A 12,336-nucleotide genomic window follows, 5' to 3' on the forward strand; every position below is an offset into this window, starting at 1 on the left:
CCTACCACCGCCGGCGTCGCCAAGACGCCCTCGGTCGACTCACGCCCATCGAGTACGAGACCATCACACCCACACTGGCCGCTCAGGCCGCCTGACCCAACCTGTCACCGATCCGTGCAGCAGTCCCCCCTGTGGCTGCGCGTGGCTTGCCTGGCTTACGGCCACCACCTCGGGAACGGACACGCGACGTTCGGGCCGGGCGAGGTGCGGCTGGCACTGAGCACCGTGGATCGGGATGGCGTCCTGCGTCAGCCGGCCAGCAGCGACGTCACCCGCGCAATCAGGACCGCCGTGGGGTACGGGTGGCTGGCCGAGGGGTCGGGGGCGCGGTGCCTGATCATCCCTAGGCATGCCATCGAGGGCGGCCGCGGGGGCTTCTCCACCGAGCACACCCCCTGCCCCGTCCACGACCCGGAACGACGCGTCGGGCGACACCTGCGCGCGCTCGGGAAGTGAGGCACTGCGCACTCAGTGCCCCGATTCAGGGCGATAGCTGACATTCAGTGCTAGCCGAGCTGGCACTGAGTGCCAGGTGGCAAGCCCCTGACCTGCACCTTCGCCTCGCCCTTCTCTAAGTCTTCTAGGTCAACGGCGATCAGGAGACGAGGAACGCCGGTAACCGTCTGTGCCCTCGTCCCGAGGGCCATCCCGGCATCGCACACACCCGTGATCGAGAACAGGCCCCCTCCGGGGGCCACCTCGGTCATGCCGTCAACAGCTCTGCCAAAGGGCCGAGCAGAACAGGAGATCCGTCCCCCGTCGCCACCACCCGCAAGACCAAGACCACCACCACCGCCGCCGGAGTACGAGGCTGTCCTCCGGGGACCGCGAGGCTGCGGAACAGGCGCACGCCGAGGCGGTCGCCGCGCTGGCACAGGCGGAAGCGCACCACGCCGGCCTGACTGGGCGGAACCGTAACGGCGACACCACAGTGACCGGGATGGAGCTGCTGTCCGCCGAGGCGGACACCACCGTCCACCGTGGACTGGTCGGAGCTGCCGCCGACGCCGTCGAGGCAGCCCGCGCCGCTGAGGCTTCGGTGCTGGCCGAGCACTGGGCGGAGGGGCTAGTGCTCCGTCGCAATGCTCCTTGATGTGATCACGGCTCGGGGTCGACCATTTCCTATGCCTGCGCATGTGCGGACGGTCGAGGTATCGGAGGCCGATCGGCAGGAGCTGGAGCGGCGGGTCCGGGACAAGGGGGCGCCGGCCCGGGTGATCGAGCGGGCCCGGATCGTGCTGCTCGCCGCCGAGGCGGTGCCGGGCAAGCAGATCGCCACGATCGTCGGCTGCGCCGAACCGACCGTGGTCACCTGGCGCGGCCGCTACGCCGAACGCGGCCTGGCCGGCCTGGAGGATCTGCCCCGGCCGGGCAAGCCGGCACAGCTACCCGAACAGCTGCGGGATCGGGTGCTCGAGCTGACCCTGACCGAGCCGCCGATCCAGTTCGCGGCGACGCACTGGTCCTCGCGGTTGCTGGCCGCGGCGCTGGCCGGCGAGGGCACGCCGATCTCGCACGCCACGGTGGCCCGGATCTGGCACCGCTTCGGAGTGCAGCCCTGGCGGGCGCAGACGTTCAAGTTCTCCACCGATCCCGAACTCGAGGCCAAGATCCGCGACGTCGTGGGCCTCTACCTGCATCCGCCGGAGAAGGCGGTGGTGCTCTGCGTCGACGAGAAGCCGCAGATCCAGGCGCTGGAGCGCACCGCCCCACCCCTGCCGGTGCGACCCGGGCATCCGGCGGCGGCCAGCTTCGACTACGTCCGGCACGGCACCACCACGCTGTTCGCTGCCCTCGAGGTGGCCACCGGCAAGGTCACCGAGGCCTGTACCGAGCGACACCGTCACCAGGAGTTCCTGGCCTTCCTGCGCCAGGTGGCTCGGGCCTATCCGCGCCGCGAGCTGCATGTCGTGGTCGACAACCTGTCCACCCACAAGCATCCGGCGGTGCGCGCCTGGCTCGAGCGCCATCCCCGGGTGACCCTGCACTTCACGCCGACCTCGGGGTCCTGGCTGAACCTCGTCGAGGCGTTCTTCTCGATCATCACCCGCCAGGCCCTGCGCCGCGGCAACTTCCCGACCGTCGCCGACCTCATCGCCGCCATCGAGAGCTTCATCGCCGCCTGGAACGACCGCTGCCGGCCGTTCACCTGGACCAAGGACCCCGACACCGTCATCGCCAAGGCCACCGACCCTCACCGCCGGAAGACGCAAACGACGTCAGTTACGGAGCACTAGCGGACCGTGTGGCCGAAGCGGGCAGCGAGGACAAGGCCGAATGCCGTCGAGACCACCGCCGCGCTGGTCAAGCTGGCCGAGGGCATGGACACGCGGCAGTGCCTCGTTGGTGAGGCTGTCGTCGATGCACGAGCCGCAGGGGTGGATCCACAGGACAAGAGCGTGGCGTTCCGCTGGGAGGTGGGCTGGCTTCGCAAGCACCCCACCGCCGTGCACATCCGTGGTGAGCGCATACCGGTCACCACGCCGCCGCAGGCGATCGTGGCCGTCCTCGCCCGTGCCGTCACCACCATCAGGTACCGGATGGTGGCCTAGTACAACAGCGTGACCGTTAAGGCGACTGACCCTGAACACCTGTCAGCCCCGGGACAACGCGGTCCGAGGGCTGACCCAACGTCTAAATCTCGATCGCTTGCTGTGCCGGTTCCGGCCGACGCTCAGCAGACAGCCGCATCAGGTGGTCCCTCCCCTTCTGCGTGAGGGTCCAGTAACTATTCTGATCCTGCACGGGATGGCGCTTCTGACTGTGTCCAATAAGTCCAAGCGCAAAGAGCTGCACCTTTATCTTGTTCAGGACGTCAGGTCCCGCCATGACTCGATCGACTTCCCCAACCTCCTCAGGCACTTCGGGATCGTCATCCCGCAGAAAAGTCGCCTGGAAATCCAACTCCTCGGATAGGTCGACTTCCGACGCCTCGTCTAGCATCAACGGCGCGAGTATCGAGAATATGTTGTCCCAGGTGACCCTGTAGTTCTTGGAGTGGATCTGCCGCTTCGCCGGCCATGTTCGACCGGCCTGAACATCGGCAGGCGTCCAGTAGTACAAGAGGGTGTTGAACATGTGGACGTCTTCGCCTTGCGCCAGCTCGCCAACGTCGACGCCTTCGGCCTGCTGGTGTCTCTGCGCCTCTAGCTCAGCGTTTAGCTTTTCGACTGTCGCCCGCAGCTCTGCCATCTCCTGCTCTACTTCAGGCGTCAGGGCACCTCGCGCCCTCACCCAACCTTCCGCCGGGTGATACTTGCGCGCCTGGATGAGGCTTCGCGCCACAGCTCCAGCGAGATCGCTTGGTGAGCTCCAAAACTTCACCATCCGCTTGCTTACCTTCTCGCGGAACGCTTCAAGTTTCTCGCGCAACGCCGGGTCTAGGTCCATTTTATCCGCAACGATCGACCCGGGAGCGCCATGCAGGAAGCCAAGGACTGGCGTCTTCGTCTCGACGGCGTAGTCAAACTCCTTCTCCGTGAAACTAAGTCCACTGTCGTCTAGGCTTCCATATCTTCCTCCGACGATGACAACATAGTAGTCACTGTCATCGATAACGCGCTTGATTAGGTCCCACTTTTCCTCGTCTGAGGCCGGGAAAAGTTCCATGCCCGCTGGAAAACAGTCAGCCTCCAATAGTGTTTGAATGACGGCTTGCCGCTCTTCCTGCAAGTCAACATAGGTGGAGCTGACGAAGACCTGTTCGCGCTTCTCGACGACCACGACATAACGGTATCGACAAGCTTGCCCGCACATCCCCGGCGGTCCACCGACCGGCCCCGCTCAACGACCCTGGCACCGTGGCGCGATCCGGGCTGCTATCACGAGGCGGTGTCCGTGAACGGACTTCGGGGGTCATGTCCCCACCCCTGTGAAGATGCCCGGCGGGACGCGGCCCATCTGGTACATCCACCCAAGGATGCTCGGCAGGGCTGTCGGCCGGCCTCGCGGACCTCACAGAGGCCCGCGTGGGCAGGCGAGGACCAGGGGCCCCCGGATACCCGCCCGTCCCTCCTAATGGCGCGGGCGCGTCGCTACGATACCGGTTCGTCCGCTTCGCTTACCGTCCGAGGCCGAGCGACCTCAGCCAGTGAGTCGGGACCGGAGGTAGGACGTTGGGCAAGTCGGTGCGTGTCGAGCAGGGATGCCGAGACTGCAAGAAGTGCACGAACTCAGGAGTAGCCAACCTGGGGCGGAACACGGGCCGCACATCGATGGCGCTCATGACGGGCGGTCTCTCCGAGGTCGGGATGCGGGCATTGGCCAAAAAGTGCCGCATCTGCAACCACCAGCTCAGCCTTCACCAGGGTGCCGACGCCAGCACGCCGCAGCCTGCGGTGTCGTTGACGCAGCGGGCATCGTCGCTCATCGCTTCGGCGTCAGCACCGCCGGCACCGGCAGCGCCGCCGGTGGCGAGTGGTCCGCCAGCAGGCTTCTACCCGGACCCCCAAGGGATCGCTCCTTATCGATGGTGGAACGGGCAGGACTGGACGGAGCACACGACCACGACGCCGCCCCAGTAGAACCGCGCACGAGCAGCAGACGAGGCCCTGGCCCTCTCGCATAACAGCGGGAGCACCAGGGCCTCTGACTGCTCAAGAGCTGAAAGGTTGACCACCCCGTCTGGGGGAGGGAGTCAGTTGGTTACTACCTCTCTAATCGTTACCTGTGTATGGTCGTGCGCATGGGTAGACGAGCCCTCGGGCTAGGGGAGCGAGGCGAGGTCGAGGCGACCCCGCAACGGCGCGACGAGCAGGGCAAGTGGAAGACGGCCCCGAACGCTCGCAGTGCGGAGAGGTGGCGTGCTCGCTGCTACTACCGGGGATACGACGGCGTTCAGCGCGACCTGTCCCGGGTCGCCCCGACGAAGGCCAAGGCTATGGCGGCGCTGGACGCGGCGTTCACCGAGCGCCTGAACAGCGTCGGCGACGTCGAGATGACCGCGACCATGCCCCTGGTCGAGGCTGGCCGGGTATGGCTCGCCGGCATCCGGCGCACCGACTCGGGCTTAGCGCCACGGACCGTCGAGGACTACGGCCGCACCTTCGTCCGCTACATCGACAGGCCGGGCGCGACCATCCACGGCCTGACTCTGGCCGAGGCCAACAACACGCAGCGGCTCCGAGCCTTCCTGCAAGCGGTCGCCGACAAGCACGGCACCGGGGCGGCGAAGATGACCCGGTCCGTCCTGATGGGGATCTTCAACCTGGCTGTGGACAACGGGACGCTGAACGCCAACGCGCTGCGCAACGTCCGACCGATCGCGTCGCAGACGACGAAGTCTCTCCGTGAAGGCCGCGAAGCCCGGGACACCACACGGGCGCTCACCCGGGCGGAGCGAGCGGCCCTGCTGGCGTACGCGGATGAACGGGCGGCAGAGGAGCCCGCGCTGCCGCAGACCCGGCGCAAGTGGCAGGCCGCCGCCGACCTAGCCGCGTTCATGATGGGGACCGGTGTCCGGGTTACCGAGGCTCGGTCCCTGCGATGGGAGGACGTCGACCTGACCTCCGGGGCCGCGCTGATCCGGGGGACAAAGTCCCGCCACTCCCGCCGACGGGTCGACTTCCCCGACTGGCTGGCCGATCGCCTTCGGGTGCGCGCGGAGCGGACGGGGGGCACGGGTTACGTCTTCGCCTCGCCGCACTTCGTCGGCGACGGCGAACGCATGTGGGATCAGTCCAACGCTGCCAAAACTCTGGCAGAGCTGTTCAAGGGTGCCGGGCTGTCATGGGCGACCCCACACACCTGGCGTCGCACCGTGGCCACCATCGCTCATCAGGCGGGCGCGCCACTGGTCGCCATCGCCGACCAGCTCGGTCACGCTGACCCGTCGATGACCGCCCGGATCTACCTCGGTCGGGACTCCCTCGGTGAGCGCAGGTCGGTTGCTCAGCACCTATAGTAGGTAACTATCTCGGTAACGACTCGTTCCTCTTTGGATCGAGCAAGAAGTAAGCGCAGGTCAGGGCCATGGATGGCGCGCCCGGCAGGGATCGAACCTGCGACCAAGTGCTTAGAAGGCACCTGCTCTATCCGCTGAGCTACGGGCGCTCGCGACCGATCATCGCACCGCGGGTGCCGCCGGCCTGGGCGGGCCGCGCGGGCGGGCGGCGGGTTCGTCACAGCCGCAGCCGAGCACCGGCCCCCGACGCGACCGCGCCGTCCGTCCACAGGCCGGCCCGCCGTCCACACACCGGCCCGACGGGCTCCCCGCCCGGCGCGGAGAGGCCACGGTCGTCGGTGTCCGGCACCGCGCCGGTCCCGCCACCCGGCGGGGACATCTCGAGGAGCACCGTGAACGACACCTACGTGACCGTCGTCGGCAACGTGGTCGACGCGCCCCGCCGCTACCGGCCCGACAGCGGCAACCCCGTGACCAACTTCCGCATGGCGTCGACCTCCCGCCGCTACGACAACCGCAGCCACGAGTACGTCGACGGCGGCACCTTCTGGGTCGACGTCGAGTGCTGGAACGACCTGTCGGGCAACGTGTCCGGCAGCATCAGCAAGGGCGACCCGGTGATCGTGCACGGCGCCCTGACGACGCACAGCTGGGAGGGCGACAGCGGCCGCCGCAGCGTGCCGCGGATCAAGGCCTTCGCCGTCGGTCCCAACCTCGCCCGGGGCCGGGCCGACTTCACCCGCACCCAGCGCGCCGCCCGGCCCGGGGGCGAGGGCGGCCAGGAGCCGGAGGCCGAGGGGCAGGGGGCCGGCGGGGGGCCGACCGGATCGGACGAGATCCCGGTGCCCGGGCGGGACTACGTGACCGCCGACGCGGCGTTGCACCGGTCGGACGCCCCGGAGCTCGCCGCGGAGCCCGCGCACGTCTAGTTGCCCGGGCTGGGAGGATCGGGGGCGAGCACGCACGGGGCGGGCCGGCCACCGGCCGGCCCGCCCCTCATCGCGACCGACGGAAGGCCCCCAGCCCAGTGGCTCAGTACATCTACACGATGGTCCGTGCGCGCAAGGCGCACGGCGACAAGGTGATCCTGGACGACGTCACCCTGTCGTTCCTGCCCGGCGCCAAGATCGGCGTGCTCGGGCCGAACGGCGCGGGCAAGTCCACGGTCCTCAAGATCATGGCAGGGATGGAGCAGCCCTCCAACGGCGAGGCGTCCCTGGCCCCCGGTGCCACGGTCGGCATCCTCGAGCAGGAGCCCCCGCTCAACGAGGAGCTCGACGTCCGCGGCAACGTCGAGGAGGCGGTCAAGCCCCTGCGGGACGCCCTGACCCGGTTCGAGGAGGTCAGCGCGGCGATGGGGGAGCCCGACGCCGACTTCGACGCCCTCCTCGCCGAGCAGGGCGAGCTGATGGAGGTCATCGAGAACGCCGACGGGTGGGAGCTCGACGCCCGCATCGAGCAGGCCATGGACGCGCTGCGCTGCCCGCCCGGTGACGCCGACGTGAAGGTCCTCTCCGGTGGTGAGCGGCGCCGCGTCGCGCTGTGCAAGCTGCTGCTCGAGGCCCCGGACCTGCTGCTGCTCGACGAGCCGACCAACCACCTCGACGCCGAGAGCGTGGCCTGGCTCGAGCAGCACTTGGAGAAGTACGCCGGCACCGTCGTCGCCGTCACCCACGACCGGTACTTCCTCGACAACGTCGCCCAGTGGATCCTCGAGCTCGACCGCGGTCGCGCCTACCCCTACGAGGGCAACTACTCCACCTACCTGGAGACCAAGGCCGCCCGCCTGAAGGTCGAGGGGGCCAAGGACGCCAAGCGGCAGAAGCGGCTGAAGGACGAGCTGGAGTGGGTCCGCTCCGGCGCCAAGGCCCGCCAGGCCAAGAGCAAGGCCCGGCTGCAGCGCTACGAGGAGATGGCCGCCGAGGCCGAGAAGTACCGCAAGCTCGACTTCGAGGAGATCCAGATCCCGCCGGGCCCGCGCCTGGGCAACGTCGTCGTCGAGACCGACCGCCTGACCAAGGGCTTCGGCGACCGGGTCCTCATCGACGACCTGTCCTTCACGCTGCCCCGCAACGGCATCGTCGGCGTGATCGGGCCCAACGGCGTCGGCAAGACGACGCTGTTCAAGATGCTCGTCGGCGAGGAGAAGCCCGACGACGGCGACATCAAGGTCGGGGAGACCGTCCAGGTGTCCTACGTCGAGCAGAGCCGCAGCGGCATCGACCCGAACAAGACGCTGTGGGAGGTCGTCTCCGACGGCCTCGACCACATCCAGGTCGGCAACGTCGAGATGCCCTCGCGGGCCTACGTCGCCGCCTTCGGCTTCAAGGGCCCGGACCAGCAGAAGCCGGCCGGTGTACTGTCCGGCGGGGAGCGGAACCGCCTCAACCTCGCCTTGACCCTCAAGCAGGGCGGCAACCTGCTCCTGCTGGACGAGCCCACCAACGACCTCGACACCGAGACGCTGACCAGCCTCGAGGGCGCGCTGCTCGACTTCCCGGGCTGCGCCGTGGTGGTCAGCCACGACCGGTGGTTCCTCGACCGCGTCGCGACGCACATCCTCGCCTACGAGGGCGACTCGAAGTGGTTCTGGTACGAGGGCAACTTCGGCGACTACGAGAAGAACAAGGTCGAGCGGCTGGGGCCCGAGGCGGCCCGCCCGCACCGCGCCACCTACCGCAAGCTCGCCCGCGACTGAGCGCGGCCGCGGTCGACCCCGCGGTGGACCCACGACCGGCCGGTCGGAGCACTGCTCCGGCCGGCCGGTCGCCGTCCGGGGGCGCCATCACCGTGATCATGGGGATGATGCCGGGGACACGCCGGACCGCGGCGTGTCCGGGTGTGAGAAGCCCATGATCACGGCGGGTCAGGCGTGAACCGGGTGACCAGCGCCCGCTGCCAGGGCGTCTCCACCGCCCGGCGGCGGTAGCGCGCCCGCACGAAGGCCACCGCCTCCCGCGCGGGGACGCCGTCCAGCACGGCCAGGCAGGCCAGCGCCGTCCCGGTGCGGCCGGTGCCGCCGCGGCAGGCGATCTCCACCCGCTCCGCGGCCGAGCGCTCCCACGCCGCGCGCAGCGCATCCCGCAGGACGGCGGGGTCCGCGGGCAGCGAGAAGTCCCGCCAGCGCACCCACCGGCTCTCCGCGGCCGGCCCGGTGACCGGGCGCCCCGCCAGGTACACCCCGAGCGCGACCGGCCCGCCCGGCGGCTCCCGCAGCGCCCGGCCCCGCACCCGGCGGCCCGAGGGCAGCTCGAGCACGCCCGGGAGCGCGGCGTCCCACACGCCACCGCCCGCACCGGGGGGTGCGGCGTCCTCCGGCCCCGCCACGGCGCCACCGTAGGCCGGTGCCTGCGTGGCGCCGGGAGCCGGTGCGGCACAGTGTCGGCCGTGAGGCACACGGTGCAGGTCCCGATGCGCTGGTCGGACATGGACGCCTACCAGCACATCAACAACGTCGCCTTCCTCGGCTACTTCGAGATGGCCCGCGTCAGCCTGCTCTTCGAGCACCCGACCCACGACGAGCGGACCGGCATGCGCCGCGGGCTCGTCGTGGCCGCCCACGACATCCGGTACAAGCGCTCGGTGGTCTACGACGCCGAGCCGCTGGAGGTGCAGATCTGGGTGTCCGGGGTCCGCGCGGCGGCCTTCACCTGCCACTACGAGGTCTTCGACCACGGCCGGCTGGCGGTCACCGGCAGCACCCTGCTGGCGCCCTTCGACTTCGCCCTGCAGCGGCCCCGTCGGCTCACCCCGGGGGAGAGGGAGTTCCTCGCCCGCTGGGGCGACGAGCCCGCCGACTGAGACCCCCGGCCGGGCACCCGGCCGGGACGCGGCTCAGTAGCGGTAGGCCGAGCCGGCCGGCGCCCCGGCCACCACGCCGGAGCCGGCGTGCACCCAGTCCCGCGGCGGGGCGGTCTCCACCACCCGCTTGCCCAGCGGGAACAGCCCGACGGCGGCCAGCTTGAACGAGGCGACGCCGAAGGGGATCCCGATGATGGTCAGGCAGAAGCCGATGCCCGCGACGATGTGGATCAGCGCCAGCCACCAGCCCGCGACGAGGAACCACAGCAGGTTGCCGACCGCCGAGGCGACCCCGGCGCCCGGCACGGGCACGGTGGTGCGCCCGAACGGCCACAGCACGAAGGAGGCCAGCCGGAACGCGGCGATGCCGAAGGGGATCGTGACGACCAGCAGGCAGGCGATCAGCCCGGCGACCGCGTAGGCCAGCGCCAGGATCCAGCCCTGCAGCACCAGCCAGACGAGGTTGAGCAGCAGTCGGAGGGTGTCCACACCTGTCTCACGCCCGGCGCGCGAGCGGGGTTCCGTCCCCCGGGACGGCGCCCGCCCCTGGGACGGCCCCGCCCCCCGGACGGCGACGGGCCCCGCCCCCGGCAGGGGAGCGGAGCCCGTCGGGACCGGTCTCAGCGGCGGCGCTGCGCCACCCGCCACGCGGTGCCGAGCACGGCCGCGGCCACCGCGGCCTTCACCAGCCCGCCGAGGATGAAGGGGTAGAAGCCGGCGTCCAGCGCCTGGGAGGCGGTCATGCCGGTGCTCACCGCCAGCCACGGCACGCCCACCGCGAAGATCACGGCCTGGCCGGCGACGAACAGCGGCACCGCCTTGAGCGGGGTCCGGTCGGCGCCGCGCCGCGCCGCCAGGCCGATGAGGTAGGCGGCCGGGATGAAGCCGAGGACGTAGCCGCCGGTCGCGCCGAACACCACGTCCCACCCGCCGCTGGCCTCCGAGTAGAAGGGCAGGCCGACCAGGGCGCTGAGGATGTAGAGCACCTGGACCGCGACGCCGAGCACCGGGCCCAGGCTGGCCGCGACGAGCACCACGGCCAGCGTCTGGCCGGTGATCGGCACGGGCGACCCGGGCACGGGCACCGACACCTGCGCCAGCAGCGCGGTGAACAGCACCCCCGCGGCCACGAGCGCGGCGTTGCGCGCCCGGACGGCGGGCACCAGGTCGGCGAGGACGAGCGGGCGGGACGGCAGCGCCGGCACGGATGCGGTGGCCAAGGATCCTCCTGCGGCTCGGGCGGCCCCCGGGGTCGGGCGCCGTCGGTCGCGGGTGAGTCTGCCGCATCCGCGTGCCCCGCGGCAGCGCCGGGCACGGGGACGGCACCGGACCGGTCAGCCGCGCAGCCACACGGCCACGTCCGGGCCGACCTCCCCCGCGGAGACGTCCGCGCTGGCCAGCAGCACCTCGCCCTCCGGGACGGGGACCGGGGCCCCGGAGAGGTTGACCAGGCAGACCAGCCCGCCGGGACGGCGGAAGGCCAGGCAGCCCTCGGGGGCCGGCAGCCACTCCAGCGACCCACCCGAGGCCACGGCCGACGTCCGCAGCCGCAGCGCACCTCGGTACAGCGACAGCATCGATCTCGGATCGGCGGCCTGGGCCTCGGCGGTCAGCGCGGCCCACCTCTCCGGCACGGGCAGCCAGGTGTCGGGGCTGGTCGAGAAGCCGTAGGGCGGCTCGGTGCCCGACCACGGCACCGGGATGCGGCAGGCGTCCCGGCCCCGCTCGGTCCGGCCCGAGCGCTCCCGGATCGGGTCCTGCAGCGCCGCGTCCGGCAGCTCGACGTCCGGCATGCCGAACTCGTCGCCGTTGTAGAGGTACGCCACCCCCGGCAGGGCCAGCTGCAGCAGGGCTGCGGCGCGGGCGCGCCGGGTCCCGACCTCCCCGCCCCCGTAGCGGGTGACGTGCCGGGGGCGGTCCTCGGAGACCCAGACCTCACCGACCGCCATCCGCCCCGGGTAGGCGTCCAGCACGGCGCGGATCCGCCGGTGCATGTCGTGCACGGCGTCCTGGTCGAACCGGTGGTCGCCCGGGCCGTGGTCGGCGAGCAGCCCGGTGTCCTCCACCGGCAGCACGTCGGGTTCGGCCATGCCGTGGGCGACGTCGATCCGGAAGCCGTCCACGCCGCGGTCGAGCCAGAACCGCATCGTCGTCTCGAGGTCGTCGAGGACCTCGGGGTTGCCGAAGTTCAGGTCCGGCTGCTCGGGGGCGAACAGGTGCAGGTACCACTGCCCGTCGGGGACCCGCGACCACCCCGGGCCGCCGAACACCGACGGCCAGTTGTTCGGCGGCTCCGCGCCGTCCGGGCCGCGGCCGTCGCGGAACAGGTAGCGCGCCCGCTCGGGCGACCCGGGGCCGGCGGCGAGGGCCGCCTCGAACCACTCGTGCTGGTGCGAGCTGTGGTTGGGGACCAGGTCGACGGTCACCCGCAGGCCGGCGGCGTGCGCCTCGGCCAGCAGCGCGTCGAACCCGGCGAGGTCGCCGAGCACCGGCTCGACGTCGCGCGGGTCGGCCACGTCGTAGCCGTGGTCGGCCATCGGGGACGGGTAGAACGGGGTGATCCACAGCGCGTCGACGCCGAGCTCCACCAGGTGCGGCAGGCGGGCGCGGATCCCCAGGGGAAGGACCTCGGC

13 protein-coding genes and 1 tRNA gene are annotated in these 12,336 nt (G+C 70.9%); 8 read left to right on the plus strand and 6 right to left on the minus strand.

The annotated features are described in order from the left end of the window. The first annotated feature begins 940 nt into the window (after window positions 1–940). From D0Z06_RS25490 to D0Z06_RS25120, 3 genes are read left to right on the plus strand one after another with little or no spacing between them, the layout of a single operon-like run. A complete protein-coding gene (locus tag D0Z06_RS25490; RefSeq protein ID WP_158580032.1) occupies window positions 941–1,093 on the plus strand; it encodes a hypothetical protein in 153 nt (50 codons plus the stop codon). Between the two features lie 31 nt (window positions 1,094–1,124). Then, window positions 1,125–2,237 (plus strand): IS630 family transposase, encoded by a 1,113-nt coding sequence (locus tag D0Z06_RS18860; RefSeq protein WP_117379093.1) that lies wholly within the window; start codon window positions 1,125–1,127, stop codon window positions 2,235–2,237. Between the two features lie 6 nt (window positions 2,238–2,243). After that, window positions 2,244–2,552: a hypothetical protein gene (locus D0Z06_RS25120; RefSeq protein WP_147332081.1), complete on the plus strand. Its 309-nt coding sequence runs from the start codon at window positions 2,244–2,246 to the stop codon at window positions 2,550–2,552. A gap of 82 nt (window positions 2,553–2,634) precedes the next feature. Here D0Z06_RS25120 and D0Z06_RS18865 read toward each other — a convergent pair whose 3' ends face one another. Beyond that, the gene (locus D0Z06_RS18865) at window positions 2,635–3,723 is read right to left on the minus strand and encodes a DUF4062 domain-containing protein (protein WP_158580033.1); all 1,089 of its coding nucleotides are present in this window, start codon (window positions 3,721–3,723) and stop codon (window positions 2,635–2,637) included. Between the two features lie 527 nt (window positions 3,724–4,250). On the opposite strand from D0Z06_RS18865, the gene D0Z06_RS27200 reads away from it, so the two are divergent. Continuing rightward, window positions 4,251–4,523 (plus strand): DUF2510 domain-containing protein, encoded by a 273-nt coding sequence (locus D0Z06_RS27200; protein WP_370453375.1) that lies wholly within the window; start codon window positions 4,251–4,253, stop codon window positions 4,521–4,523. Between the two features lie 356 nt (window positions 4,524–4,879). Beyond that, a complete protein-coding gene (locus D0Z06_RS18875; protein WP_158580034.1) occupies window positions 4,880–5,902 on the plus strand; it encodes a tyrosine-type recombinase/integrase in 1,023 nt (340 codons plus the stop codon). A gap of 73 nt (window positions 5,903–5,975) precedes the next feature. Here the strand turns inward: D0Z06_RS18875 and D0Z06_RS18880 are convergent. Beyond that, window positions 5,976–6,051 (minus strand) — tRNA-Arg (locus D0Z06_RS18880). A 243-nt stretch (window positions 6,052–6,294) separates the two neighbouring features. On the opposite strand from D0Z06_RS18880, the gene D0Z06_RS18885 reads away from it, so the two are divergent. After that, window positions 6,295–6,831: a single-stranded DNA-binding protein gene (locus tag D0Z06_RS18885; protein ID WP_158580035.1), complete on the plus strand. Its 537-nt coding sequence runs from the start codon at window positions 6,295–6,297 to the stop codon at window positions 6,829–6,831. 98 nt (window positions 6,832–6,929) lie between these two features. After that, window positions 6,930–8,600 carry an energy-dependent translational throttle protein EttA gene (gene ettA, locus D0Z06_RS18890; RefSeq protein WP_117379098.1) on the plus strand — a complete coding sequence of 557 codons (1,671 nt, stop codon included), beginning with the start codon at window positions 6,930–6,932 and terminating at the stop codon, window positions 8,598–8,600. A 158-nt stretch (window positions 8,601–8,758) separates the two neighbouring features. Here ettA and D0Z06_RS18895 read toward each other — a convergent pair whose 3' ends face one another. Further along, on the minus strand, window positions 8,759–9,229 hold the full coding sequence (locus D0Z06_RS18895) for a protein-tyrosine phosphatase family protein (RefSeq protein ID WP_233517805.1): 471 nt from the start codon (window positions 9,227–9,229) through the stop codon (window positions 8,759–8,761). Window positions 9,230–9,289: 60 nt separating this feature from the next. On the opposite strand from D0Z06_RS18895, the gene D0Z06_RS18900 reads away from it, so the two are divergent. Next, window positions 9,290–9,703, plus strand: coding sequence for an acyl-CoA thioesterase (locus D0Z06_RS18900; RefSeq protein WP_117379156.1), 414 nt, complete (start codon window positions 9,290–9,292; stop codon window positions 9,701–9,703). A gap of 33 nt (window positions 9,704–9,736) precedes the next feature. Here D0Z06_RS18900 and D0Z06_RS18905 read toward each other — a convergent pair whose 3' ends face one another. From D0Z06_RS18905 to D0Z06_RS18920, 3 genes are all read right to left on the minus strand, one after another. Then, window positions 9,737–10,192 (minus strand): YccF domain-containing protein, encoded by a 456-nt coding sequence (locus tag D0Z06_RS18905; RefSeq protein WP_117379100.1) that lies wholly within the window; start codon window positions 10,190–10,192, stop codon window positions 9,737–9,739. Between the two features lie 131 nt (window positions 10,193–10,323). Continuing rightward, window positions 10,324–10,923, minus strand: coding sequence for a biotin transporter BioY (locus tag D0Z06_RS18915; protein WP_117379102.1), 600 nt, complete (start codon window positions 10,921–10,923; stop codon window positions 10,324–10,326). Window positions 10,924–11,037: 114 nt separating this feature from the next. Continuing rightward, a complete protein-coding gene (locus D0Z06_RS18920; protein WP_117379103.1) occupies window positions 11,038–12,321 on the minus strand; it encodes an alpha-amylase family glycosyl hydrolase in 1,284 nt (427 codons plus the stop codon). Window positions 12,322–12,336: the final 15 nt, after the last annotated feature.

Source organism: Geodermatophilus marinus (assembly GCF_003428645.1).
Classification (GTDB): Bacteria; Actinomycetota; Actinomycetes; order Mycobacteriales; family Geodermatophilaceae; genus Geodermatophilus.

What these genes read in the sequence shown, in the direction of transcription:
- D0Z06_RS25490 (WP_158580032.1), top strand. Translation starts at nt 941, where the DNA reads ATGGAGCTGCTGTCCGCCGAGGCGGACACCACCGTCCACCGTGGACTG.
- D0Z06_RS18860 (WP_117379093.1), top strand. Translation starts at nt 1,125, where the DNA reads ATGCCTGCGCATGTGCGGACGGTCGAGGTATCGGAGGCCGATCGGCAG.
- D0Z06_RS27200 (WP_370453375.1), top strand. Translation starts at nt 4,251, where the DNA reads ATGCGGGCATTGGCCAAAAAGTGCCGCATCTGCAACCACCAGCTCAGC.
- D0Z06_RS18875 (WP_158580034.1), top strand. Translation starts at nt 4,880, where the DNA reads ATGGCGGCGCTGGACGCGGCGTTCACCGAGCGCCTGAACAGCGTCGGC.